Source organism: Thioalkalivibrio sp. ALJT (assembly GCF_000381825.1).
In the GTDB taxonomy this organism is placed as follows: domain Bacteria; phylum Pseudomonadota; class Gammaproteobacteria; order Ectothiorhodospirales; family Ectothiorhodospiraceae; genus Thioalkalivibrio.
In genome coordinates, this window is record NZ_KB907122.1 from 183,474 (window position 1) to 208,951 (window position 25,478).

Sequence of the window (25,478 nt, forward strand, 5' to 3'; positions counted from 1 at the left end):
GCGCAGCATACATCGGACGCTAGACGAGTTCGACCTGCTTTTCATTCCGGGGTCGCGCAGTGGCCGCCGGCGGCCGCTCAGGCGGTGATATAGCGGGTGGGATCGGGCACGCCAGCGGCCGCGAAGCCCTCGCGCCGGATACGGCAACTGTCGCACTGGCCGCAGGCGCGGCCATCGTGATCCGCCTGATAACAACTGACGGTCTGACTGTAATCGACCCCGAGGTCGACCCCCGCGCGGATAATCTCCGCCTTGGACCGATGCATCAGCGGGGCCCGCACTTCCCAGGCCACGCCTTCCACGCCACTGCGAGTAGCGACCTGCGCCAGGTCACGAAAGGCCTCAACGAAGGCCGGACGGCAATCCGGGTATCCGGAATAGTCCACGGCGTTGGCTCCCACGTACAGCAGGCGCGCATCCAGGGTCTCGGCAAGCCCGAGCGCGAGGGCAAGGAACACCGTATTGCGGGCCGGCACGTAGGTGACCGGAATACCCTCGGTCGGGGCGGTTGGCACCGCGATCCCGGGATCGGTCAGCGCGGAACCACCGATCGCGGTGAGATCCACAGTGACCACGCGATGATCGGTCACGCGCTGCGCCGCCGCAACACGGCGGGCCGCCGCCAGCTCGGTCCGGTGGCGCTGCCCGTAATCGATGGACAGGGCATGGCAGTCCAGCCCCTCGGCACGGGCCATCGCCAGGCAGGTTGCGGAGTCGAGCCCGCCCGACAGCAGCACCACTGCTCTCTCCGTGTCGCGATGCATCTCAGCGCCCCGGCTGGTCGCCCCAGAGCAGCTTGTGCAGCTGCACCTGGAAGCGCACGGGCAGACGTTCGGCAACAATCCAGTCGGCCAGCATGCGTGGCTCGAGTTCGCCGAACACCGGGGAGAACAGCACCTCCACCTCCGGTGCCAGGTCCAGTCGGGCGCACTCGTCCCGCGCCCAGTCAAAGTCAGCGCGGTCGGCGAGCACGAACTTGAGCTGATCCCCCGCCTTGAGGCACGCGATGTTTCCGGGACGGTTGCGCTGGAGCTCGCCCGAGGCGGGGGCCTTCCAGTCCATCACGATCACGACGCGGGGGTCCACGCCGGCCACATCGAGCGCCCCGCTGGTCTCCAGCGAGACGTGGTAGTCCGCGTCGCACAGGGCCTCCAGCAGAGGCCGGCAACCCGGCTGCGCCAGCGGCTCGCCCCCCGTCACGCAGACATGGCGCACCCCGCTGCGCGCGACCCAGTCCAGGATGGAGTCCGGGCGGTACACAGTGCCTCCTTCGAAGGCGTACGCGCTGTCGCACCAGCGACAGCGCAGCGGACAGCCGGTCAGGCGCACAAAGGCGGTGGGCCAGCCCACCTGGGCCGCCTCGCCCTGCAGCGATACGAACATCTCGCTAATGCGCAGGCCGCGCCGGCCCGGGTCGGCCGATTCGGTGCTGCGGGCATCGCGCAGCAGGGTGCGGGTCATTGGGACGCGTCGATACGCCGCAGGCGCTCGCGGGCCAGACGATCCAGGGTAGTGCCACCGTAGTCGGCGCGCACGGCTTCCAGCGCCGCGCGCGCGGCGTCGAAGTCCTCCAGCTCGTAATACGAATAACCGATCTTCAACAGCGCATCGCCGCTCTTGTCGCTGTCCGGGAACTCCTCGCGCAGGCGCTGAAAATCCTCCAGTGCGGCCTCGAAGTCGCCGCTGGCGTACTTCGCCTCGGCCAGCCAGTACCAGGCATTGGCCGCGAACAGCCCGTCCGGGAAGGTCTCGATAAAGCGCTCCAGTTTGCCCATGGCGCTTGCATAGTCCCCGGACATCAGGTCATCGAAGGCGTCCTGGTAGGCTTCGTGCTCATCGGCCTCCGGCAGATCCAGCTGGACCACCTCCTGGCCTGTGCCCACCTCCGGCGCCAGCGCGCCCCCCTCGACCGCGGCCACGCGTTCATCGAGGTGACGGAACTGATCCCGCTGCCGGGTCGAGAGCCGGTCCACCTCGTGACGCAGCGTATCCACCTCGCCACGTAGCTCGCGCAGGTCACGGCCAAGCGTCTCCGAGGTCTGCAGCAACTCGTTCATCGCGCTGGAATCCAGCACGCGCTCGATCCGGTCCAGACGCTGCTCGACCTGGCGGATCTGCGCCTGGGTCGCAAAGACAGAACTGTCCTGAGCCCCGGCCGAACCCGACAGCAGGGGGAGTGCGACAAGCGCCCCGAGCAGACCGGCGGTCAGAGCCAGCGAATACCCGGAGAACCGAAACAGAAATGCCCCCGAGGGGGCATCTCCACAAGACGTCTTGTACATCAAGGACATGGCGTTTCCCGTTGCTTACCGCCGCGACTCGTAGACCAGCTCGACCCGGCGATTCTTGGACCAGGCCTCCTCGTTTTGCTGGAAGGCGACCGGCATTTCTTCACCATAACTGATGACCTCGAGTTGGTCATCCGAAACCCCGTTCAGGTTCAATACGCGCCGGACCGACTGCGCCCGGCGTTCGCCCAGTGCGAGATTGTATTCGCGCGTGCCGCGCTCGTCGGTATGACCTTCCAGACGCATGCGCGCGCCCGGGTTCTCCGACAGGTACGCCGCATGGGCCTCCAGCATCGGCATGAACTCGGACTTCACCTCGTCGCGGTCAAAGTCGAAATACACCAGACGCTCGGCGAGCGGGCTGTCGGGATCATCCAGGGCCGCAGCATCGAACTGACGATCGCGACCCAGTGCACGTGCCTCGGCCTCGGCAGCCTCGCGCTCGGCACGTTCCTGCTCGGCTGCCGCCTCGCGTTCGGCCGCACGCTCGGCCTCGTCGGCATCTCGGGTCGGGGTCGCACAAGCCGACAGTGCCGCCATCACGATGGCGGCCAGGGTCAGACGGAACACGGTATTCATGGCTTTGGTTTCCTCGGGAGCAGGCAGGTTTGGAAGATCAGCTGAACCAGATGCGTCGGGGAAACACGGGCGCATGTGTTTCCCCGGGAGACAATCCATAGACGGCCATCACCATTCATGGCCATCAGTTCGGGGGCGACCAGGCAGGCTCGCGGACCTCGCCCTCGCGAGCGGCGATGCGCTGGTGCACCTGACCATCGCGGCTTACCGAGCCGAGCAAACCCCGTCCCGCGTCGGTCATGGCATACAGAATCATGCTGCCATTGGGGGCAAAGCTTGGCGACTCCGCATCGCGCCCATCCGTGAGCTGCGTCACACGCCGGTCATCCAGATCCAGCCGCGCCAGCCGAAATCCACCCCCGCCGCCCTCGACGTAAACCAACGAGCGGCCATCCGGGGACACGGTCGCCGCCGCCGCATAGCCGCTTTCGAAGGTGAGGCGACGGGCACTGCCACCACTGACCGGCTGGGCATAGATTTGCGGACCACCCGCGCGGTCGGAGGTGAAATAGATGGTCTCGCCATCGGGCGACCAGACCGGCTCGGTCTCGATGGCCCTGGAACGGGTCAGCTGGCGCAGATCGCCGGAGGCCAGGTCCATCACATAGATGTTCGGCGAACCATCGCGCGACAGACTCAGCGCCAGCTGGCGACCGTCCGGCGACCAGGCCGGGGCACTGTTGATCCCGGAGAAGCTTGCGATTCGGGAGCGCTCGCCGGTTTCCACATTCTGTCGAAACACCTCGGAGCGACGGTTCTCGAAGGACACGTACATCAGCTCACGCCCGTCCGGCGACCAGTCCGGGGACATGATCGGCTTCCGCGAACGGAACAGGGTGCGCGGGTTGGCGCCGTCGGAGTCGGCCACTTCCAGGCTGAAGGTGCGCGCATCGTCCTGGCGGTCCACGCTGACAAACGCGATGCGCGCACTGAAGGCCCCCGGATCCCCGGTGATCTGCTCATAGACGATATCCGACACGCGGTGGGCACCACGCCGGAGCAGATCGGCCGGCACCGGAATACGCCAGCCTCCCAGGCGTTCCTCCGCGAGGATATCGTATACGTGGAACTCGACGATCACGTCGTCACCGTCCGGACGCTTGGATCCGGTTACGAGGTACTCCATACCGGCATCGGCCCACGGCTGAGCCAGAAAATCGACCGGACCGGAAGGCACGGGAGGCAGGCCTTCACGTTCGACCTCGAACAGCCCGCTGCGGGTCAGATTCGCCGCCAGGATTCGACCGACATCCTCATCCGGGCGACCTTCACCCTCCCAGGCGAACGGGGCCACGGCCACCGGAATGGCGCCGGTAACCCCTTCGGTCACCGTCACTTCCAGCACTGCGTGGGCCTGGGTGGAGCCCAACAGCATCAACCCCAGCAGCATTGCGCGAATCATTCGTTGCATGGTACTCCCTGCGCGCCCGACTCAACGGGCCGGTCAATCCGGTTCAAAACGGATCCGCACCCCGTCCCGCACGGCCTCTGCATCCGATGGACGCGGCAGCGAGGTCAGGCGATCCATGGTCTGCCGCACCGACTCGCAGAAGGCAGTTCCGCCGGAGCAGCTCTCAATGTTGAAGTCGATGATACGCCCCGTCTCGTTCACACGCACGAGAACAATGGCACGATCCGATGCATCCAGACCCGATGGTTGCCGCCAGCGTCGCTGCACCACCGCCTGCACCTGCGCGCGCCATTCGTCAAGTTCTTGCGCCTGCTGGGCCTGGCGTGCAGCCGCCGCGCGCCGCTCCGCGGCCTCGGCCATGCGCTGACGTTCCGCCTCCATCTGTTCGCGGCGACGCTGTTCTTCCAGCTCCCGCGCCTGCTGGGCCCGGCGCTCCGCCTCCTCCCGCTCGCGGCGTTCGGCCTCCTCGCGCTCGCGCCGCTCTGCCTCTTCCCTGGCCTGGCGCTCCGCGGCCTCGCGCTCCCGCCGTTCCGCCTCCTCGCGCTCGCGCGCCTCTTCGGCCTCGCGGCGCGCCTGTTCCGCCGCCTCGCGTTCCTGGCGAATGCGTTCGCGCTCGGCCGCAGCCTCCTCCTGCGCCCGCCGACGTTCTTCCTCGGCCTCACGCCGGGCCTGTTCGGCGGCCTCAAGGGCCTCCTGGCGGGCGCGTTCTTCGGCCTCGCGGCGGCGTTGCTCTTCGGCCTGGCGCCGCTCCTCCTCACGCCGCGCCTGTTCTTCGGCACGACGCCGTTCTTCCTCGGCCCTCAGGGCCTCGGCAACCCGCTCCTGCTCGGCCACCTCGCGTTCATGCGCAACGCGATCGAAGGTCTCTGCATCCACTACGACCGCATCGATCACCTCGACATCCTGCTGAGTGCCGATCTCCACCGCGGCGCCGGTCGCACTCGACGACACCAGGCTCACGTTCAGCAGCAACGCAGCGAAGAGGATGCCATGCAGGAGCAGGACCAGAAGCAGGCTGAAAGGATGGCGGCGCAGGAGCTCGAACACGGTGTGTGGCTCAGTCCGAGGGAAACACTGATTCATGTACACGCTCGCGCGCGAGTCGCTTTTGCGTGCGTTTAATACGCGGTGACTGCCGTGCAATCATTCTGCACAAGGGAGTTGCAACGCGGCGCGCGCGCCCGTTGTTATCAAAAACGGGCGGCCGCGCCACTGCTCTCAATGGCTGGCGGGGTTGGCACCCCTGGTTCCCCGATCCTGCGTTGCGTCCCGAATCCATCAGAAACGGGCGAGTAGAACCACTACCCGCTGCGCGACGCGCCTTGTCTCGGATAACCTGGGGTGCCAACGCAAGTGTGTACATGAAACAGTGTTTCCCTAGTTATCATCGCGCGGCGGTTCGGTGATCAGGCCCACCCGGCCGCCGCCAGCACGCTGCAGGGCCACCATGGCATCAATCACGCGACCGTAATCCACGTTGCGATCGCCGCGTACGTAGGTCGGGGTGCCCGGGTTCTGTGCCAGGAAATCACGCACGATCTCGGTCATCTCCTGCGGTGCCAGCGGCTCGTTCACGTGTGGACCCTGGTTCAGGCTCATGGCGCCCGCCGCATCCACGCTGACCACGAGCGGCTCGGCGGCCTGCGGGTCCTCATCAAGGGCCTCGGCATCGGCCTCCGGCAGATCGACCTCCACACCCTGCTGCAGCATCGGGGCCGTAATCATGAAGATGATCAGCAGAACCAGCATCACGTCGATGAACGGCACGACGTTGATCTGCGACATGGGCCGCCGCAGACGGCGGCTGTTACGACGCGATTCGGCCATGGTTCAGACCGTAGCCCCGGAAGCGCCCGCAGCGGCCTTGGCCGCACCCTGGCGGTTCAGCAGGGCCACGAACTCGTCGCTGAAGTTCTCCAGTCGCGACGCATTCCTGTCGACATCGCCGGCAAAACGGTTATAAGCAATCACCGCCGGGATCGCCGCGAACAGGCCCAGCGCGGTGGCAATCAGCGCCTCGGCAATCCCCGGCGCCACCATCGCAAGCGTGGCCTGCTGCACCCCGGACAGCCCCAGAAAGGCATGCATGATGCCCCACACAGTCCCGAACAGGCCGATGTACGGGCTGGTGGAGCCGACCGTCGCGAGAAACTGCAGATAGCGTTCCATCTCGTCCGTTTCGCGTGCAATGGCCACGCGCATCGCACGGTAAGCGGGCTCGCCTGCCGCCATGCCATGCTGGCGCGCCCGCAGAAACTCCTTGAAGCCCGAGGAGAACACGTGCTCCATGCTGGACATCTCGGATTTGCGCCGCACCCCCTCGTACAGATGCGAGAGATCCGCGCCCGACCAGAATCGCTCCTCGAACTCGTCACTGGCGCGCCGGGCCGCATTCAGCGAACGCGACTTGATGATGATCACCAGCCAGGAGAGTACCGAGGCGATCACCAGGATCACCATGACCAGCTGCACGATCAGACTGGCGTCCATGATCAGCTGGTACATCGAAAAGTCGACTGTCACTTGTTCCATCTCCGGTTATGCCGTTGTTCCGTCCGCCGCCCGCATCGCGCGCGCCACTTCGTCGGGGATCGCCACAGGCGCCTGCCGGGCCACATCGACACAGGCAATGGCCACCTCGCCAACTGCCAGCGCCGTCGCCGCGCGCTGCACGACCTGCTCGAACTCGACGCTGGCCCGGCGCATGCGCGTAACCTGACAGGTGACTGTCAGGGCCTCGTTGAAATGCGCGGGGCGCTGCATCTCCACCGCCAGACGCCGCACGGCGAACACAAGCCCGTGCTCGGACCGCAGCCGGTCCTGCTCGAAGCCGAGGGCGCGCAGCCATTCGGTGCGCGCGCGTTCCATGAACTTCAGATAATTGGCGTGGTAGACCACACCACCGGCGTCGGTATCCTCGTAGTACACCCGCACCGGCCATTCGAATGCTGCAGTCATGACGGGCGCGGGCCCTCCGCTGCGGGCATCAGCAAATCGCCCTCGTCCATACGCGTCAAGCCGAACATCGCCAGCGTGCGCCGGGTCGCCTGGCGGCCACGCGGCGTGCGCTGCAGGTAACCCTGCTGAATCAGGAAAGGCTCCACCACATCCTCCAGCGTGCCACGATCCTCGTTCATCGCCGTGGCCAGGCTCTCGACCCCGACCGGGCCACCATCGAACTTCTCCACCAGCACCTCCAGCAGGCGACGGTCCTGGGCATCCAGCCCGGAGGCGTCGATCGCCAACAGATCCAGCGCCTGTGCCGCAACCTTGAGGGTCACCACGCCGTTCGCCCGCACCTGGGCGAAGTCTCGCACTCGTCGCAGCAGGCGGTTGGCCAGACGCGGGGTACCGCGGCCGCGGCGAGCAATCTCGGCCGCGCCCTCGGGCTCAATCCCCACCCCCAGCAAGCCTGCGGCACGATCCACGATATGCGCCAGATCTTCAACCGTGTAATGATCGAGCCGCTGCACGATGCCAAACCGGTCACGCAACGGCGCCGAAAGCAGGCCCGCGCGGGTGGTCGCACCCACCAGCGTGAACGGTGGCAAGTCCACCTTGATCGAGCGCGCCGCCGGCCCCTCGCCAATGACGATATCCAGCTGACCGTCCTCCAGGGCCGGGTACAGCACCTCCTCCACCACGGTCGGCAGACGGTGGATCTCGTCGACGAACAGAACATCACGCGGCTCCAGCGCCGTCAGGATGGCCGCCAGATCACCGGCCCTTTCCAGCACCGGACCGGAGGTCTGGCGCAGCCCCACGCCCAGCTCGTTGGCGACGATGTGTGCCAGCGTGGTCTTGCCAAGTCCGGGCGGACCCGCCACCAGCGTATGATCCAGGGCCTCGTCACGCCCGCGCGCAGCCTCGATGAACAGCCCCAGTTGCTCCACCACCCGCGGCTGACCGGTGTAGTCCGCGAGGCGTTTCGGACGCAGGCTGACCTCCGCCCGCTCCTCTTCGGACCGACTCTGCATATCCACCAGGCGTGATTCCATAGCCCCGCAGTATGCATGGCCGCCCGTCCCGTTTACAGGGCAAGCGCAGGTTTTCGCCCTCGGGGAACCACAGATGGTGCAGATGCGCCAGGAGCCGGTGGGGTTTGGGACGGATCGGCTGCGCGCGCGGCCCCACGCTTGCGAGGATCGCCCGGATTCGACCGGCTCCTGGCGTTTTTACCTCAGGCTGCAGGCAGTTCCCGCGCATGCACCAGGAACACCCCGTGACCGCCGGCCTCGAACTCCAGCCAGATCAGCGGCAGCTCCGGAAAGGCCGCCTCCACCGCGGCCTGGCTGTTGCCGACCTCGACGATCAGCACACCGTCTGCCGTCAGGTGCCGGTGAGCCCCGGCCAGGATACGACGCACAACATCCAGCCCGTCATCGCCGGCCGCCAGCCCCAGGGCCGGCTCGTGACGATATTCATCCGGCAGGGCCGCCATGTCCTCGGCATCGACGTACGGCGGATTGGATACGATCAGTTCATAGCGATCGCCGGGCTCCAGCCCGTCCAACACATCCGACTGCACGGCGCGCACCCGGTCACTGACCCGATGGCGCTCGATGTTCACCCGCGCCACTGCCAGCGCATCCGCCGACACATCCGCCAGATCCACCTGCGCCTGCGGCAGGGCCAGCGCCGTCGCTATCCCGATGCAGCCACCACCGGCGCACAAATCCAGGGCCCGGGTCACCGCATCCGGGTCCAGCCAGGGCTCGAAGCCGGCCGCGATCAGCTCGGCCAGCGGCGACCGCGGCACCAGCACGCGTTCGTCCACGTAAAAGGACAGCCCGGCAAACCAGGCCTCCCGCGTGAGATAGGCCGCCGGCTTGCGGGTGGCAGTCCGCTCCCGCAGCACCGCGACCACGCGCGTGCGTTCCACCTCGCTCAGGCGCGCGTCCCACCACGACTCCGGCAGATCCAGCGGCAGGTGCAGGGTATGCAGCACCAGCCACGCCGCCTCGTCGAAGGCGTTGTCGGTGCCATGACCAAAGTTCAGGCCGGCGGCGCGAAACTGACTGGCGCCAAAGCGAATAAAGTCGCGCAGGGTGCGCAATCCGGTGGTCGAATCCATGCCCGGTCTTTCCGTAACGTACAAGGGCGGTCATCATACCGCCTCGATCGTCCCATGTACGCCCGAACGAGACCCCTTGATGAGCTCACTCGACCCCTGGCTGGCACGGCTGTCCCATCTGCTGCCGCAGCACGCCCTGTCGCGCCTGGTACACCGTCTGGCGCGCCTGGAGTCTCCCCGCCTGCAGCCCCTGCTGCGCGCCTTCGTGCGCCGCTTCGGCCTGGACATGAGCGAGGCCGCCGAACCGGACCTGACCACCTATCGCAGCTTCAATGCCCTGTTCACGCGCGCCCTGCGTGCGGACGCACGGCCGCTGGAGGGCGATGCCAGCACCCTGGTCAGCCCGGCCGATTCCCGGGTCAGTGCCGCCGGCCGCATCGAGGCGGGCCAGATCTTCCAGGCCAAGGGCCATCAGTACACCGTGCAGGAATTGCTGGGCGGAGACACCGACCTGGCGCAGGCCTTTGCTCACGGCCATTTCGTGACACTGTATCTCGCCCCGCGCCACTACCATCGCCTGCACATGCCGCTGATGGGGACACTCACGCACATGATTCACGTGCCGGGGCGACTGTTTTCGGTTGCCCCGCGCATCGTGCGCCACGTCCCCCGACTGTACGCACGCAACGAGCGGGTCGTGGCCTGCTTCGACACCCCGGTGGGTCCGATGGCCATGGCTCTGATCGGTGCGCAGAACGTGGGCTCGATCGAGACCGTATGGGCCGGCGAGGTTACCCCGCCACGCGGGCGCGCACTCAGCGTGCGCGAGTATCCGGACCGCGACATCACCCTCGAACGCGGGGCCGAGATGGGCCGTTTCAACCTCGGCTCCTCGGTGGTGCTGTTGCTGCCGGATCACCCCCTGGAACTGGCGGAACACCTGGCACCAGAGACCGAACTCCGGGTCCGCTCTACACTGGGGCAGTTCTACTGAACCTTCACCCTACGAGCACCGGAACCGCGACGGCGGCGGGGTCGCCACAAAGCCGCTCCGGACACCGAACCAGGGCCATTGAATCGAAACCGGGCCGGTAGAACCACAACCGGCAGCGCACCACGCCGGGTCTCGGACGCCCCTGCGCCAACACGGGCACGCCCGTTGCACGTCATTTCTGGCTGGAAAAATAGGCCTCTTTCCAGCTCTCGTAGTCGGCGACGAGTTGCTCGACGTCGGCCGCATCAAACGGCCGCAGGCCACTCAGCACCAGGTGTTTGCTACCTTCGGCGACCACGGCATCGTCGACCACCAGCTCGTAATCCAGGCGGATCTCGCCACGCTTGCCATTCACCGTCATCACGGCGTCCTTCAGACGCGCCTCCGGCAACCCTGCCGTGGCTGCCAGCGGCTCCGGCAAACGAAACCCCATGCGCTCGTACATCACCAGCGGCCGTTTGGGGTTCACCATCACCCCGTATTGCTTCATCAACGGCACCAGCACATGCGGAAAGTTCTCGCCGGAGAACCCGACATAGCTGCGGATCAGGGCCTCGATCACGGCCCGATCGTGGACCACCGGCCCGGAGCGCTCGACCTCGATCACACTCTTGCCGCTGTCATCGGTGATCGCAAATGCCGCACCCGGGGCCTCCGGGAACACCAGGGGCACATTCCCGCCCACCATCCCGGTGAAGCGGAAATGCATGTTCGCGCTGGCCCCGTAGGTCTCCAGCACCAGGGCGAACAGGAGATCGCCGGGCACACAGAAGCGGCGGCTGTCGGCATCGTGGATGGGATTGAAGTCACCGGCGAGTGACTTGGCAAAGTCACTGCCCTGCTCCGGGGTCACGACGCACTGGCCATCGCGCACGCGGTAGAAGTCTTCAAGGAAACGTTTTTCGGTCACGCGGTCTCCCCGACGTTATGGTTCGATAGGTGTTTTTGCAGGCCACTATAGCCCGAAATGTTCGGCAATGGTCCGGACAAAGGCATCCCCGTAACGCTCCAGCTTGTGCTGCCCCACCCCCGAGATACCGGCCATCTCGTCGCGGGTGCGCGGGGCGGAAGCGACCATCTCCAGCAAGGTCGCGTCGCTGAAGATCACATAGGGTGGCACCCCCTGATCCCGCGCCAGTTCCGTGCGCAACGCCCGAAGCGCCTCCCACAGCGCGCGGTCCTCGTTGTCCATCGCCGCCACACTGCGCGCAGTATCACGGCGGGCCGGCCGCGCCGCGCGTTGCGGGCGGACCGCCTCCTCGCGCAGATGGATCGACTCCTCGCCCCGCAGCACCGGCCTGCAGGCCGGGTCCAGCCTGAGGCCGCCATAACCCTCCTCGTCCAGGCGCAGGAGGCCGCGCGCGAGCAGTTGCCGGGCCACACCCCGCCACTGGGCCTTGTCCAGTTCCTTGCCGATCCCGAAGGTACTGAGCCGGTCATGCCCCAGGCGGCTCAAACGCTCGCTGGACGAACCATGCAGGACGTCGATCACGTGCCCCGCCCCGAAACGCTCGCCGGTACGGTAGATGCAGGACAGCAGCTTCTGTACCGGTACGCTGGCGTCCCAGGTGGCCGGCGGCTCCATGCAGTTGTCACAGGTCCCGCAGGGCTCGGGCATGTGCTCGTCGAAGTAGGCGAGCAGGGCCTGGCGGCGGCAGCTGGTGATCTCGCAGAACCCGAGCATCGCCTCCAGCTTTTGCTGCTCGATGCGCTGACGCTCGGCACCGGCCCGGGAACCCTCCAGCATCTGGCGCAGGGTCACAACGTCCTGCAGGCCGTAGACCATCCAGGCGTTCGCCGGCAGGCCGTCACGCCCGGCGCGGCCGGTCTCCTGATAATAGCCCTCCAGACTCTTGGGCAGATTCAGGTGGGCCACGAAACGCACGTTGGGCTTGTCGATGCCCATGCCAAAGGCAATGGTCGCCACCATAACCACCCCCTCCTCGCGCAGGAAGCGGGTCTGGTTTTCGGCGCGGGTCGCCGCCGGCAGCCCCGCGTGATAGGGCAGCGCGGTAATGCCCTGCTCCGCCAGCCATTCGGCCACGACCTCGACCTTCTTGCGCGACAGGCAATAGACGATGCCGGCATCGCCGGCGTGGTCTTCGCGGATGAACCGCAGCAGCCGGTCACGGGCCGACCCGCCGCGGCCGCCATCGGCCTGGGCGATACGATAGCGGATGTTGGGGCGGTCAAAGGAGCTGACGAACGCCCGCGCCTGCTGCAGCCGCAGACGTTCGCGAATCTCCTGCCGCGTAGGCCCGTCGGCCGTTGCGGTCAACGCCAGGCGCGGCACCTGCGGAAAGCGCTCGGCGAGTACCGCGAGCTGGCCGTATTCGGGGCGAAAGTCATGCCCCCACTGCGAGACGCAGTGTGCCTCGTCGATTGCGAACAACGCGAGCTCGATGCCCTCCAGCCGCTCCAGCATGCCCGGGGCGAACAGGCGCTCCGGTGACAGGTAAAGCAGATCCAGTTCGCCCGCATGCAGTGCCGCCAGCACGGAACGCGCCGCGTCCGCCGTCTGACCGGAATCCAGACTGGCGGCCGCCACGCCGTTCTGGCGCAGCGCCGCCACCTGATCCTGCATCAGGGCGATCAGAGGCGAAACCACGATGCCGCAACCACGGCGTGCCAGCGCGGGGATCTGATAGCACAACGACTTCCCGCCGCCGGTGGGCATCAGCACGACAGCGTCACCGCCTGCCGTCACATGCTCGACGATGGCCTGCTGCTGGCCGCGGAATTCCGTATAGCCGAAGGTCTCGCGCAGGATCTCCAGTGGCGCCGCCGCCGGAGCGCTTCCCTGCGCCTCTCCAGCTGCAAGACCCGAGGGTTCCAATGGATGTACTCCCAACCACATTTCCGAACGCCGAAGACTGCCGAATGCCCGGCACGGCTGCAAGGGAGACACGGTTTCATACAATCACCGCCCGTGCCATCCGGCCGGCGTACGCGTCCGGGTTACAGTAGGCACACCCCCAAGCCTCGGACCCGACCATGCGCGGTCATTCCAGCGTGCACGACGCCCCCGACGATGCCATCAACTGGCGCATCATCCGCTCCCTGTTTCCCTATCTGGCAGAGTTCCGCGGCCGCCTGTTCCTGGCCCTGGGCCTGATGGCCCTGGCCAAGCTGGCCACCGTGCTGGTCCCGCTGACGCTGAAGTACATCGTCGACCACTTCGAGGACTCCGGCACCGAGGCGCTGGTCGCGATCCCGGTGGCGCTGGTGATCGCCTACGGCCTGCTGCGCTTCGGCAGTACCCTGTTCGGCGAGCTGCGCGACGCGGTCTTCGTACGGGTAGCCGAGCGGGCCATGCGGCGCGCGGCCCTGCGGGTATTCGAACACCTTCACCGGCTCGAGCTGAGCTTCCACCTGGCACGCGAGACCGGCGGCCTGGCACGCGACATCGAACGCGGCACCAGCGGCATCAGCTTCCTGCTGCGTTTCATGGTGTTCAACATCCTGCCGACCATCATCGAGATCGCGCTGGTCGCGGTGATCCTGCTGGTGGCGGTCGGTCCGGTCTTCACCGTCACCGTGATCCTCGCGGTGGCCGCCTACATTGCCTGGTCGGTGTGGATCACCGAATGGCGTACCCGCTTCGTGCGCGAGGCCAATCAGCGCGACAACGAGTCCAACACCCGCGCGATCGACTCGCTGCTGAACTACGAGACGGTGAAGTACTTCGGCAACGAAGGCTTCGAGGCCCGGCGCTACGACGAGGGCCTGGCGACCTGGGAACAGGCGCGCACCAAGAACGTGCTGTCGCTGGTGCTGCTGAACTCCGGCCAGGCCCTGATCATCGCCGCCGCGATCACCGTGATGATGCTGCTGGCCGCCAGCCGGGTCGCCTCGGGGCAGATGTCGCTGGGCGACCTGGTGATGGTCAATGCCTACATGATCCAGCTGTTCATGCCGCTGAACTTCCTCGGCTTCGTCTATCGCGAGATCCGCCAGTCGCTCGCGAACATCGAGCGCCTGTTTGGCCTGCTGGAAAAACCGGTACAGGTCGAGGACCGGCCCGGGGCGCCGGATCTCGACGTCGCGGACGGGCATGTGCGCTTCGAGCAGGTCGCGTTCCATTACCGGCCGGAACGTCCGATCCTCGAGGACGTGTCGCTCGAAATCCCGGCCGGGCACAAGCTGGCGGTCGTCGGGCCCAGCGGGGCCGGCAAGTCCACGCTCGCACGCCTGCTGTTCCGGTTCTTTGACGTGACGGACGGGCGCATCACTATCGACGGCCAGGATATCCGCGAGGTAACACAGCAAAGCCTGCGCCGTGCGATCGGCGTGGTCCCGCAGGATACGGTGCTGTTCAACGCGAGCATTCGCTACAACATCGCCTATGGTGATCCGGAGGCCTCCGAGGAGGCCATCCGGCGCGCGGTGCGTCTGGCGCACCTGGACGGTTTCATCGAGCGCCTGCCCGACGGCCTGGACACGATCGTCGGCGAACGCGGGCTCAAGGTCTCCGGCGGCGAGAAGCAACGCATTGCCATCGCGCGCATGCTGCTGAAGGACCCGCCGATCCTGGTCTTCGACGAGGCCACCTCGTCCCTGGACTCGGGCTCGGAGAAGGCGATCCTGCAGGCGCTGAACGAGGTCTCGGCCCGACGCACCACACTGGTCATCGCACATCGCCTGTCCACGGTGAAGGATGCCGAGCAGATCGTGGTCCTCGATCAGGGCCGCGTGGTCGAACGCGGCACCCACCGCGAACTGCTCGCGGCGGGCGGCGCCTACGCCCGCCTGTGGCAGCACCAGCAGGAACACGACCCCGCCACCCCGGCCCCGAACACCGAGGCCTGACGCCTTCACTCACCGTGGGGCACTTCAGGGTCAAGGCCATCTACAGGAAGACGGGAAGAGAGGAAGGGTGCTCCGGAATGGACGGCGGGCCCGGCCGGTCAGACGACCCGGGCTCTCCCGCAGGCGCGGTTCGCAACATCAGAACCCTTCCCGTCTTCCTGTGAACCACCCTTGATCTCCTGCGTTGTGTACGGGGAGTCCGGGGCCCTCGCGCTCAGCCGGGGTCGACACGGCCGCGCAGGGCCTTCTTGCGGCCGCGGCGGGTCTTGCCCTCCAGACGGCGCAGCTTCGAGGCCCGGGTGGGGCGCGTCGGCTTGCGCGTCTTGATCGGGCGGCCGGCCTCGCGCAGCAGCTCCGCCAGACGTTCCAGCGCATCCTCGCGGTTGGCCTCCTGGGTGCGGTACTGCTGCGCCTTGATCACGACGACGCCTTCCTTGCTGATGCGCTGGTCATGGCGGCGCATCAGCCGTTCCTTGTAGACGTCGGGCAGACTGGAGGCGTGGATATCGAAGCGCAGATGAATGGCCGAGGCCACCTTGTTCACGTTCTGCCCGCCGGCCCCCTGGGCACGGATCGCGGTCAGCTCGATCTCGTGCTCGGGGACGCTCACGCTGTTGGAGATGCGCAGCACCGGGCAATCAGCGGAAATCGCCGTCATGGATGTGGCCGTCCTCGTCCAGTTCGGCGAAGAAGCGGCTGTTATCCGTGCGGTATTCGCGGGTCGCCACATCCCCCGGCAACACCAGTGTTACGTCCGGGTAGACGCGGCTGAAGGCCTCGGGGGTGGGACGGGTTTCCAGAAAGGCCCGAAACGGCTCCATCTGCGTCACCATCCCGGGGCGCGGCTCGGGCGCGTCGCTCCGCGCCTGGGTCTGATCCGGCGCGCAACCGCTGATTCCCGGCACCAGTATTACCACCAGTCCGGCGATCCATCGAAGCACTTGAGACATGCCACCCTCCGGCGTCGGTCGTATGCAGCGTCATCACGAGGAGCACAGCGGCGCGACCACCGCCAGGCCGGCATGACGGTGCCCGGTCCGCGCCCGAGGGCCTACTCCGCCGGCTGGCCGTGTTCGCGGGTGGCCTCGAAGCGGATCTCCGGCCACTTTTCCATCGCCATCTGCAGGTTCACCCGGGTCGGCGCGATATAGACCAGGTCGCCGCCGTGATCGATCGCCAGGTTGGCCGCGGCCTTCGCCTTGAACTCCTCGAACTTCTTCGGGTCATCGGATTCGACCCAGCGCGCGGTCTGGACGTTCACGTTCTCGAACTGCGCCTCCACCTTGTACTCGGTGCGCAGGCGCTCGGCGACCACGTCGAACTGCAGCACGCCGACCGCACCCAGGATCAAGTCGTTGTTGGTCAGCGGGCGGTAGAGCTGGGTCGCCCCCTCCTCGCACAGCTCCTGCAGGCCCTTGGCCAGCTGCTTCATCTTCAGCGGGTCCTTCAGCTGCGCGCGCCGGAACAGCTCCGGGGCAAAGTTGGGAACGCCGGTGAAGGTCAGGTCCTCGCCCTGGGTGAAGGTGTCACCGATGCGGATGGTGCCGTGATTGTGGATGCCGATGATGTCGCCCGGGTAGGCAGTCTCCACATGCTCGCGGTCAGAGGCCATGAAGGTCAGCGCGTCGGGGATCTTCACGTCGCGCCCGATGCGCACATGGCGCAGCTTCGCGCCCTTGTCGAAGGTGCCGGAGCAGATGCGCATGAAGGCGATGCGGTCGCGATGCTTCGGGTCCATGTTCGCCTGGATCTTGAACACGAATCCGGTGAACTTCCCCTCGGTGGGCTCGACCTGACGTGAATGGGTCGGCCGCGGCAGTGGTCCCGGGGCAAATTCGACGAAGTCGTCCAGCAGCTCCTCGATACCGAAGTTGTTGATCGCGGAACCGAAGAATACCGGGGTTTGTTCGCCACGCAGGTAAGCCTCGGGGTCGAACTCGTGGGAGGCACCCCGCACCAGTTCCATCTCGTCCCGCAGTTCTGCGGCCTGGGCACCCAGCACCTTGTCCAGGCGCGGGTTGTCCAGACCCTCGATAACCTCGCCGGTGGATTTCTTCCCGCCCTCTTCCGGGGCGTACAGATGCACGGCGTCGCGGCGGATATGGTAGACCCCACGGAAACGCTTGCCGGAACCGATCGGCCAGGTGATCGGGGCACACTCGATCTTCAACACCTGTTCAACCTCGTCCAGCAGCTCGATCGGGTCGCGGCCCTCGCGGTCCATCTTGTTGACGAAGGTCATGATCGGCGTGTCGCGCAGCCGGCAGACCTCCATCAATTTGATGGTGCGTTCCTCCACCCCCTTCGCGGCATCGATCACCATCAGCGCGGAATCCACCGCAGTCAGCGTGCGGTAGGTGTCTTCGGAGAAGTCCGCATGCCCCGGCGTATCCAGCAGGTTCACGATACGGCCCTTGTAGGGGTACTGCATCACCGAGGAGGTCACCGAGATACCGCGCTGCTTTTCCATCTCCATCCAGTCGGAGGTGGCATGGCGCGAGGCCTTGCGCCCCTTGACCGTACCGGCGAGCTGGATTGCACCGCCGTACAGCAGGAGCTTTTCGGTCATCGTGGTCTTGCCGGCGTCCGGGTGCGAGATGATCGCAAAGGTCCGGCGGCGACGGGTTTCCTCAAGAAAGGACATGCATACTGGCCGCTTGGATAAGCCCGCCAGTTTAACTTGAAAAGAGATCGGGTGCCCCCGAATCCCCCGGAGCAAAGGGCAAAGCGGCCGGGATCATCGGGCCGCTCCGCAATCCACCGCGCGGGCACGACCCGGAATACCCGGCGGGCAAAAACTCGCCCTGAAGATACGCGGGGCCCTGCCGGCCCCGACGCAGCGCTTGCGATTTACCGGCTGGCGGCGGCCGCCCGAATCTCGGCATTGCGTTCCTTGAACTGACTACGGGCAGTCACCAGATCGCGGTTGTTCATCCGCGCCTCGAGACGGGCAAGCCGTTCGGCATCCTCGGCCAGGCTGTACCACACATGGGCCTGCACCAGATCGCGCTTCACTCCACGACCGTTCTGATGCAGGCGGCCCATCCCGATCTGGGCATGACGATAGCCCTGCTCGGCGGCGGCGGCATACCAACGGGCAGCCGCGGCGGCATCACGCGACGTCCCCTCACCCCTCTCATGCAGCAGACCCGTGTAGTACTGCGCTGCCGGCACCCCCTGTTCCGCCGCCCGCAGCAGCCACTCCAGCCCGGCGGTCGGATCCCCGCCGTCACCGGCCAGCTGGCTGCCCAGCCAGTACTGAGCATCGGCATGGCCCAGCTCCGCGGCGCGGATGTAGTGCTCGCGGCTGCGCTCCGGATCAGCGCTGGTGCCAGTGCCTGTCGCGAACAGATATCCCAGGTAATAGTGAGCACCGGCGTGATCCGCTTTGGCGGCACGGGCAAACCAGTGCAGCGCCCGAGCATGGTCGACCGCAGTGCCACGACCGGAATAATGGGCCAGGCCGACATCGAACTTTGCACCCACGTTGCCGCGCCTGGCGTTGTCTTCGCGGATTTCGTACCAGATTCCCAGGAGCTCCTGCTGACGTTCGGCGTCGTGCCCAACGGACGACTGGGCGTGGGCGGCCCCGCCGAACAGCAGCGGCAAGGTCAGCGGGAGCGAAACACACAATGCACGCAGGTATCGGGACACGGGGCACCTCATACGGGTTCGGGGCTATTACTAAAGTTAACCATAGTACTTGCGGGTACGCACCCTCAACGCGCAGAGTCCAGGACGAGAACCAGGGCGACAGAACGCGGCTGCGCTGCGGCATTGGCAGCCTCCGCTGTGAAGACCATCAGATCGTCTACAGGCCAGAATGATCAGCCCCGGCCGCTGCCATGCAGCGTCGAGACAGTACCCAGGCGTCTTCACGGCCGCTGGGCAGCGGGTAGTAACGCGGGCGCGTACCGATGTGCTCGAAGCCCTCGGAAAGGTAGAGGTGCACGGCGGCCACATTCGAGGGTCGTACCTCGAGGAACAGGGCCTCGACCGGCTGGCTGCAGACATATTCAAACAAGCGCTGCACCATGAAGCGCCCCAGCCCGTTGCTCTGCCAGCGCGGGTCCACTGTCAGATTCAACAAATGCGCCTCACCGGCCGCCAGAGTCAGCACGCAGTGACCGACCTGACGCCCGTCGACCTCCAGCACCCGACAGTCATAGCCCACCCGGATACAGTCTTCGAAGATACGCGCCGTCCAGGGGTAGGCGTAGGCCTCGCGCTCGATCCGCATGACGGCGTCGATATCATCGATTCGCATACGCCGCAGTGCGGGCTGGACACGAGGTTCGGCACTCATGAAACGGCTTCCTCCGGCGCAGGGCGTGGGTAGCAGGCTTCGGGCTTCGGGCTTCGGGCTTCGGGCTTCGGGCTTCGGGCTTCGGGCTTCGGGCTTCGGGCTTCGGGCTTCGAGAAAACATGGAAGAACGTACATGCCCGCGTGGGCACCCCGTCTGCCCGGGTCCGACAGGTCCGCGGGGGCCCTGGCCGCGGTCCGGAGAAACTCGGGGTACCACCGGGGAACTAATGCATGAATCCGTGTTTACGTAAACCTTCGGAGCCCCGTGCGTGCCCGGGAGTTCCCGCGCCCGCGGGGCAGCATCAGGGAGAAGACAGACAGGCACGAGCGCGCAGCAGGTCTTCCCAGGCACGCGCCTTGTCCCCCGGTTTGCGCAGAAGATAAGCAGGGTGATAGGTGGCAATCAATGGCCGCCCGCGATAGCGATGCTCGCGCCCGCGCAAGCGTCCCAGCGGCACGTCCGATTCGAGCAGTTCGTGGGCAGCAATGCGCCCAAGAGCGACGATCACCTCCGGCTGGATCAGCTCGATCTGCCGGTCCAGAAACCCCCGGCAGGTACGGACCTCCTCGGGTTTCGGGTCGCGGTTACCCGGGGGGCGACACTTGAGGACATTGGCGATGAAGACATCGCGCGTCCGGTCCAGGCCGAGCGCCTGCAACATGTTGTCGAGCAGTTGCCCCGCGCGGCCCACGAAGGGCTCCCCGCGCCGATCCTCCTCTGCACCCGGCGCCTCGCCGATCAACAGCCAGCGCGCGCGCCGGTCACCGACCCCAAAGACGGTGCGGGTGCGCTCGCGCGCGAGTTCGCTGCAGGCCGTACAGGCGCCAACACGGGACTCCAGACCCTCCCAGTCCAGCACCTGCACCGAGTCCACGGCGACCTGCGGGGCCTCATCGACTGCATCGGATACGACGCTGCCGGAAACGGGCGGGACCGGTGCGTCATCCGCGCCGGCCGGGTGACCCGGGAGCGGGCCGCGCGCACGCCATACCGGGATCCCCATATCCGCCAGAATCCGGCGCTGACGCACCGAAAGCGACATCTGGCTATTCCTCCGCGGGCGCGCGGCGGCGATGGCGGCGCCAGCGCTCCAGTGTGAGCAACGGACCCGACAAGGCGTAAATCACAAACCCGGCCAGCAGCACCTTGGGCGGATCCAGGGCCAGCAGCATCAGGGCCACCACGACACCGACGATCGCGAAGAAGGGTACCCGGTGCTTGAAATCCATATCCTTGAAGCTGAAGTAGGTCAGATTGCTGACCATCGCGGCACCCGCCAGCACGGTCACGATCAGGATGCCGATCACATAGGGGTCCGCCAGCTCGGCCGGGACTCCCCAGTCCTCCAGCACCCAGACCATCCCCACCAGCAAGGCCGCACTGGCCGGACTGGGCAGCCCCTGGAAGAAACGCTTGTCGCTGACGGCCAGACGACTGTTGAACCGGGCCAGTCGCAGCGCCGCCGCCGTGGCAAAGAAAAACGCGGCCACCCAGCCAAAGTTGCCCAGGTCATGCAGTTGCCAGAGGTAAACAATCAGCGCCGGGGCGACACCGAAGGAAACCAGGTCCGACAACGAATCGTACTGGGCACCGAATTCGCTCTGGGTATCGGTCATACGGGCCACTCGCCCGTCCAGGGTATCCAGCACCATGGCCACGAATATCGCGATGGCGGCGGTGATGTACTCGCCATCAATCGCGGAGACAATGGCGAAGAAGCCCGAAAACAGCACCCCTGTGGTGAACAGGTTGGGGAGCAGATACACGCCACGCCGCCGCCGACCCTGCAGCGGGGCGCTGTCAGCCGCGTCGTCATGCAGCGGGCCTTCGCCCGCAATACGGCCGTCTCGCTCGCCGGACGGGTCGGAGCCCCCGGCGCTCATTGCATCACCTCTGCGGTACCCTCGCGGTCCCCGTCGGAGCCTGCCCCCGGCAGCCCGCCCAGCAGGACGGAGCCGGCCAGCACGTGCTGCCCGGGTTCAACCATCACGTGCGCGCCCTCCGGCAACCAGATCTCGAAGCGGCCGCCGAAGCCGGCGAAACCCATGCGTTTGCCACGTCCCAGACGATTCCCGGGGATGTTGTCCTGCATGCGGATCATGCGCGGCCAGTGGTCCACACTGAGCGCGAGGGTCATGCGCACGCCCTCATCGTTCTCGAGGGCATAGGCGAGACGCCCTTCGAGCTGGGCGTCCGGGGGCGTATCCGTCTCCTTGCCCGGCCAGACCCGTTCACGGATCTCGGCCTCTTGCGGGGCGTGTACGTTGTACTCGCCAAGGCGCCGCTGGCGCAGGCGGATACAAACCGCCGGCTTTCCGGTAAACGGGTCTCGCGCCTCGGTAACCGCTTCGACCGTCGCATCAGCCGGGGCAATCACGCCCAGCGCCGGAGCCGGGACCGGTGCATTACGCCGCAGGTCACGGAACACGGCCATCAGGAATACGGTGAGGATCACCATGAACAGCCCCAGCTCGGCCTCGCCAAAGAGCAGCGAGATCACCGCCATCCAGGCAGAGATAATCACGAACAGGCGACCTTCGGGAGCGAGCGGGAAGAGCATGGCGACCTCGGAAGGAAGACGGGAGCGGTCCGGGGCTTGCGTCCCGGACCGCTCCCCAGCCATCAGTTACGGGACTTGTCGACCAGCTGATTGGCCTTGATCCACGGCATCATCGCACGCAGGCGCTCGCCCACCTGCTCGATCTCGTGGGCGGCGTTCAGACGGCGGTTGGCGGTCATCGACGGGTAGTTCATCGCGCCTTCCAGGATGAACTGCTTGGCGTATTCACCGTTCTGGATGTTCTTCAGCGCCTCGCGCATGGCCTTGCGCGACTCGTCGTTGATCACCTGCGGGCCGGTCACGTACTCGCCGTACTCGGCATTGTTGGAGATCGAGTAGTTCATGTTGGCGATGCCGCCCTCGTACATCAGGTCGACAATCAACTTCAGCTCGTGCAGGCACTCGAAGTAGGCCATCTCCGGGGCGTAGCCGGCCTCGGTCAGGGTCTCGAAACCGGCCTTGACCAGCTCCACCGCACCGCCGCACAGCACGGCCTGCTCGCCGAACAGGTCGGTCTCGGTCTCGTCCTTGAAGGTGGTCTCGATGATACCTGTGCGACCACCGCCGATTGCGGAGGCGTAGGACATTGCGATGTCACGAGCCTTGCCGGAGGCATCCTGCTGGATCGCGATCAGATCGGGGATACCGCCGCCACGCACGAACTCGGAGCGCACGGTGTGACCCGGGGCCTTGGGTGCAATCATGATCACATCCAGGTCCTTGCGCGGCACGATCTGGTTGTAGTGGATCGCGAAGCCGTGAGCGAAGGCCAGGGTCGCGCCCTGCTTCAGGTTCGGCTCCAGCACATCGCGATACAGGGCGGCCTGGTATTCGTCCGGGGCCAGCACCATGATCAGATCGGCGCCCGCGGTCGCAGCGTCGACATCGGCGACCTTCAGGCCGGCCTCTTCGGCCTTCGCACGCGAGGCAGATCCGTCGCGCAGACCCACGGTCACATCCACGCCGGAGTCCTTCAGGTTGTTCGCGTGGGCGTGGCCCTGCGAACCGTAGCCAATGATGGCGACCTTCATGCCCTGGATAATGGAGAGATCGGCGTCTTTGTCGTAGTAGAGATTCATCACAATTTCCTTGATATCGGGCAAACAAACGGGCCCGGCCCCACCAGCGGGGGCCGGCCCCGGGGATTCAGATCTGCAGGGCGACCTCGCCCCGAGCGATGCCCATGACGCCGGAACGCACCACCTCCAGCACCGGGAACGACCGCAGGGCATCGAGGAAGGCATCCAGCTTGGAACCTTCGCCGGTGATCTCGATCACGTAGGTCTCGTGGGTCACGTCGATGATGCGGGCGCGGAAGATATCCGCCAGCCGCTTGACCTCTTCGCGGTCGGCGGCCTCCGGCACGCGCACCTTGACCAGCGCCATCTCGCGCTCGATGTGCGGATACGCGGTCATGTCCAGCAGCTTGATCACGTCAATCAGCTTGTTCAGCTGCTTGGTGATCTGCTCGACGATCTCGTCGGAGCCACTGGTGACGATGGTCATGCGCGACAACGACGGGTCGTCGGTGGGCGCGACGGTCAACGACTCGATGTTGTAGCCACGCGCGGAGAACAGCCCGGCGACCCTTGAGAGGGCGCCAGCTTCGTTTTCCAGCAGGACACTGATGATATGACGCATATGGCTCTTCCCTGTACCCGGCTCAGACCAGGATCATTTCGTTCTGGCCGGCACCGGCCGGGATCATTGGATAGACGTTCTCGGACTGATCGGTGATGAAGTCCAGGAACACCAGGCGCTCCTTCTGCGCCAGGGCCTCCTTGATCGCACCCTCGACGTCCCCGGGCTGGGTGACCTGGATGCCGACATGACCATAGGCCTCGGCCAGCTTCACGAAGTCCGGCAGGGCATCCATGTAGGACATCGCGTAGCGACCCTGATAGAAGAATTCCTGCCACTGCCGGACCATGCCCAGGTAGCGGTTGTTCAGATTGAGGATCTTCAGCGGCAGCTGGTACTGGAAGCAGGTGGACAGCTCCTGGATGCACATCTGGATGCTGGCCTCGCCGGTGATGCAGCCCACTGTCGCGTCCGGGTGCGCGAACTGCACGCCCATCGCGAATGGCAGACCCACGCCCATCGTGCCCAGGCCACCGGAGTTGATCCAGCGATTCGGCTTGTCGAAGCGATAGAACTGCGCGGCCCACATCTGGTGCTGACCCACGTCCGAGGTCACGAAGGCATCGCCCTGAGTCAGTTCCCAGAACTTCTGCACCACGTACTGCGGCTTGATCAGTTCGGAATTCTGGTCGTACTTCAGGCAGTCCTGCGCCTGCCATTCCTCGATCTGCTTCCACCAGGTGGCGAGGGCCTCGGCATCCGGCTTGCCGCCGTTCTCGCCCAGCGCCTTGATCAGCTCGCGCAGCACCGGCTCCACTTCGCCGACGATCGGCACGTCCACCTTCACATTCTTGGAGATGGAAGACGGATCGACGTCCACGTGCACGATCTTCGCATGTGGGCAGAACTTCTCGATGTTGCCGGTCACGCGGTCATCGAAGCGCGCGCCGATCGCAATCAGCACGTCCGCGTGGTGCATGGCCATGTTGGCCTCGTACGTCCCGTGCATGCCGAGCATGCCCAGATACTGCTTGTCGGACGCCGGATAGCCGCCCAGCCCCATCAGGGTATTGGTGATCGGATAGCCCAGCTTGCGGGTGAATTCCGTCAGCGCCCCGGAGCCCTTGCCCAGGATCACGCCGCCGCCGGTGTAGATCATCGGCTGCTTCGCCGACAGGATCAGGTCCACTGCCTTGCGGATCTGCCCGGTGTGCCCCCTGGAGGTCGGGTTATAGGAGCGCATGCGGATGCTCTCCGGGTATTCGAACTCGCAGCTGGCGGCGGTCACGTCTTTCGGGATATCCACTACCACCGGGCCCGGGCGGCCGGTGGTCGCCACGTAGAAGGCCTTCTTGATGGTGCTGGCCAGGTCTTTCACGTCCTTGACCAGGAAGTTGTGCTTCACGCAGGGACGGGTGATACCGACCGTGTCCACCTCCTGGAAGGCATCGTTGCCAATCAGGCTGGTCGGGACCTGGCCGGAAAACACCACCAGCGGCACCGAATCCATGTACGCATCGGCAATGCCGGTAATCGCATTGGTGGCACCGGGGCCGGAGGTCACCAGTGCGACACCGGGCTTGTCGCAGGACTTGGCGTAGCCCTCTGCCGCGTGCACCGCGCCCTGCTCGTGGCGGGTCAACACATGCGAGACCTGGTCCTGCCTGTACAGCGCATCGTAGATATGCAGTACCGCCCCCCCCGGATACCCGAATACAACCTCAACGCCCTCGGCCTGCAGGCTGCGGCAGAAGATTTCGGCGCCGGTGATGGCGGTGGAGGAACTGGCGGTCTCGGACATGGTGGTCAACTTCCTTACCGGGGGCTTGCACGCGATCGTCAGCCGATCCCGCACTTAGAATCAAAATAGCCCACCATCGTAATATGAAATCGCTCCCGTTTCACGCCATGACGCGCAAAACCGGGGCAATGCCG

The 25,478-nt window shown here is 66.0% G+C and carries 26 protein-coding genes; 2 read left to right on the forward strand and 24 right to left on the reverse strand.

Annotated elements, in window-relative coordinates:
- Positions 1–77: 77 nt before the first annotated feature.
- The 11 genes from queC to prmB form a co-directional block, all read right to left on the reverse strand.
- Entirely contained in the window at positions 78–764 is a 687-nt protein-coding gene (queC, locus tag G332_RS0103125; RefSeq protein ID WP_026340549.1) for a 7-cyano-7-deazaguanine synthase QueC, read from the reverse strand.
- Between the two features lies 1 nt (position 765).
- A complete protein-coding gene (gene queE / locus G332_RS0103130; protein ID WP_019625540.1) occupies positions 766–1,461 on the reverse strand; it encodes a 7-carboxy-7-deazaguanine synthase QueE in 696 nt (231 codons plus the stop codon).
- Complete coding sequence (gene ybgF, locus G332_RS0103135) at positions 1,458–2,291, reverse strand: tol-pal system protein YbgF (RefSeq protein ID WP_019625541.1); 834 nt, start codon at positions 2,289–2,291, stop codon at positions 1,458–1,460. The genes queE and ybgF overlap by 4 nt, the downstream gene beginning before the upstream one ends.
- 15 nt (positions 2,292–2,306) lie before the next feature.
- A complete protein-coding gene (gene pal / locus G332_RS0103140; RefSeq protein ID WP_019625542.1) occupies positions 2,307–2,867 on the reverse strand; it encodes a peptidoglycan-associated lipoprotein Pal in 561 nt (186 codons plus the stop codon).
- A gap of 124 nt (positions 2,868–2,991) precedes the next feature.
- On the reverse strand, positions 2,992–4,278 hold the full coding sequence (tolB, locus tag G332_RS0103145; RefSeq protein ID WP_026340551.1) for a Tol-Pal system beta propeller repeat protein TolB: 1,287 nt from the start codon (positions 4,276–4,278) through the stop codon (positions 2,992–2,994).
- Between the two features lie 33 nt (positions 4,279–4,311).
- The gene (tolA, locus tag G332_RS0103150) at positions 4,312–5,325 is read right to left on the reverse strand and encodes a cell envelope integrity protein TolA (RefSeq protein WP_019625544.1); all 1,014 of its coding nucleotides are present in this window, start codon (positions 5,323–5,325) and stop codon (positions 4,312–4,314) included.
- 330 nt (positions 5,326–5,655) lie between these two features.
- Positions 5,656–6,105 carry a protein TolR gene (gene tolR, locus G332_RS0103155; RefSeq protein WP_019625545.1) on the reverse strand — a complete coding sequence of 150 codons (450 nt, stop codon included), beginning with the start codon at positions 6,103–6,105 and terminating at the stop codon, positions 5,656–5,658.
- A gap of 3 nt (positions 6,106–6,108) precedes the next feature.
- The gene (gene tolQ, locus G332_RS0103160; RefSeq protein WP_026340552.1) at positions 6,109–6,783 is read right to left on the reverse strand and encodes a protein TolQ; all 675 of its coding nucleotides are present in this window, start codon (positions 6,781–6,783) and stop codon (positions 6,109–6,111) included.
- A 33-nt stretch (positions 6,784–6,816) separates the two neighbouring features.
- Positions 6,817–7,236 (reverse strand): tol-pal system-associated acyl-CoA thioesterase, encoded by a 420-nt coding sequence (ybgC, locus tag G332_RS0103165; protein WP_019625547.1) that lies wholly within the window; start codon positions 7,234–7,236, stop codon positions 6,817–6,819.
- The gene (gene ruvB / locus G332_RS0103170) at positions 7,233–8,276 is read right to left on the reverse strand and encodes a Holliday junction branch migration DNA helicase RuvB (RefSeq protein WP_019625548.1); all 1,044 of its coding nucleotides are present in this window, start codon (positions 8,274–8,276) and stop codon (positions 7,233–7,235) included. Before ruvB ends, ybgC begins: the two co-directional genes overlap by 4 nt.
- 182 nt (positions 8,277–8,458) lie before the next feature.
- Entirely contained in the window at positions 8,459–9,352 is an 894-nt protein-coding gene (gene prmB / locus G332_RS0103175) for a 50S ribosomal protein L3 N(5)-glutamine methyltransferase (protein WP_019625549.1), read from the reverse strand.
- A 79-nt stretch (positions 9,353–9,431) separates the two neighbouring features.
- On the opposite strand from prmB, the gene asd reads away from it, so the two are divergent.
- Positions 9,432–10,286: an archaetidylserine decarboxylase gene (asd, locus tag G332_RS0103180; RefSeq protein WP_019625550.1), complete on the forward strand. Its 855-nt coding sequence runs from the start codon at positions 9,432–9,434 to the stop codon at positions 10,284–10,286.
- A 172-nt stretch (positions 10,287–10,458) separates the two neighbouring features.
- Here the strand turns inward: asd and G332_RS0103185 are convergent, their stop codons facing one another.
- Both G332_RS0103185 and recQ read right to left on the reverse strand, forming a co-directional pair.
- Positions 10,459–11,196 carry a DUF3581 family protein gene (locus G332_RS0103185; protein WP_019625551.1) on the reverse strand — a complete coding sequence of 246 codons (738 nt, stop codon included), beginning with the start codon at positions 11,194–11,196 and terminating at the stop codon, positions 10,459–10,461.
- Between the two features lie 45 nt (positions 11,197–11,241).
- A complete protein-coding gene (gene recQ / locus G332_RS0103190) occupies positions 11,242–13,122 on the reverse strand; it encodes a DNA helicase RecQ (RefSeq protein WP_019625552.1) in 1,881 nt (626 codons plus the stop codon).
- 158 nt (positions 13,123–13,280) lie between these two features.
- Between recQ and G332_RS0103195 the strand changes: the two genes are divergently transcribed.
- Positions 13,281–15,095 carry an ABC transporter ATP-binding protein/permease gene (locus G332_RS0103195; RefSeq protein WP_019625553.1) on the forward strand — a complete coding sequence of 605 codons (1,815 nt, stop codon included), beginning with the start codon at positions 13,281–13,283 and terminating at the stop codon, positions 15,093–15,095.
- Between the two features lie 214 nt (positions 15,096–15,309).
- On the opposite strand, the gene arfB is transcribed toward G332_RS0103195, so the two are convergent.
- The 11 genes from arfB to ilvB form a co-directional block, all read right to left on the reverse strand.
- On the reverse strand, positions 15,310–15,726 hold the full coding sequence (arfB, locus tag G332_RS0103200) for an alternative ribosome rescue aminoacyl-tRNA hydrolase ArfB (protein WP_019625554.1): 417 nt from the start codon (positions 15,724–15,726) through the stop codon (positions 15,310–15,312).
- A gap of 7 nt (positions 15,727–15,733) precedes the next feature.
- On the reverse strand, positions 15,734–16,045 hold the full coding sequence (locus G332_RS0103205) for a hypothetical protein (RefSeq protein ID WP_019625555.1): 312 nt from the start codon (positions 16,043–16,045) through the stop codon (positions 15,734–15,736).
- A 101-nt stretch (positions 16,046–16,146) separates the two neighbouring features.
- Entirely contained in the window at positions 16,147–17,739 is a 1,593-nt protein-coding gene (locus tag G332_RS0103210) for a peptide chain release factor 3 (protein ID WP_019625556.1), read from the reverse strand.
- Positions 17,740–17,945: 206 nt separating this feature from the next.
- Positions 17,946–18,749, reverse strand: a complete 804-nt coding sequence (locus G332_RS0103215; protein ID WP_026340554.1) for a tetratricopeptide repeat protein — start codon at positions 18,747–18,749, stop codon at positions 17,946–17,948.
- A gap of 157 nt (positions 18,750–18,906) precedes the next feature.
- Positions 18,907–19,401 (reverse strand): ribosomal protein S18-alanine N-acetyltransferase, encoded by a 495-nt coding sequence (gene rimI, locus G332_RS0103220; RefSeq protein ID WP_019625558.1) that lies wholly within the window; start codon positions 19,399–19,401, stop codon positions 18,907–18,909.
- 302 nt (positions 19,402–19,703) lie between these two features.
- Positions 19,704–20,444, reverse strand: coding sequence for a uracil-DNA glycosylase family protein (locus G332_RS0103225; protein WP_019625559.1), 741 nt, complete (start codon positions 20,442–20,444; stop codon positions 19,704–19,706).
- 4 nt (positions 20,445–20,448) lie between these two features.
- Complete coding sequence (gene pssA, locus G332_RS0103230; protein WP_019625560.1) at positions 20,449–21,285, reverse strand: CDP-diacylglycerol--serine O-phosphatidyltransferase; 837 nt, start codon at positions 21,283–21,285, stop codon at positions 20,449–20,451.
- Positions 21,282–21,962: a phosphatidylserine decarboxylase gene (locus tag G332_RS0103235; RefSeq protein WP_019625561.1), complete on the reverse strand. Its 681-nt coding sequence runs from the start codon at positions 21,960–21,962 to the stop codon at positions 21,282–21,284. The genes pssA and G332_RS0103235 overlap by 4 nt, the downstream gene beginning before the upstream one ends.
- 62 nt (positions 21,963–22,024) lie before the next feature.
- Positions 22,025–23,041, reverse strand: coding sequence for a ketol-acid reductoisomerase (gene ilvC / locus G332_RS0103240; protein ID WP_019625562.1), 1,017 nt, complete (start codon positions 23,039–23,041; stop codon positions 22,025–22,027).
- Between the two features lie 67 nt (positions 23,042–23,108).
- Complete coding sequence (gene ilvN, locus G332_RS0103245; RefSeq protein ID WP_019625563.1) at positions 23,109–23,603, reverse strand: acetolactate synthase small subunit; 495 nt, start codon at positions 23,601–23,603, stop codon at positions 23,109–23,111.
- Positions 23,604–23,625: 22 nt separating this feature from the next.
- A complete protein-coding gene (gene ilvB, locus G332_RS0103250) occupies positions 23,626–25,344 on the reverse strand; it encodes a biosynthetic-type acetolactate synthase large subunit (protein WP_019625564.1) in 1,719 nt (572 codons plus the stop codon).
- Positions 25,345–25,478: the final 134 nt, after the last annotated feature.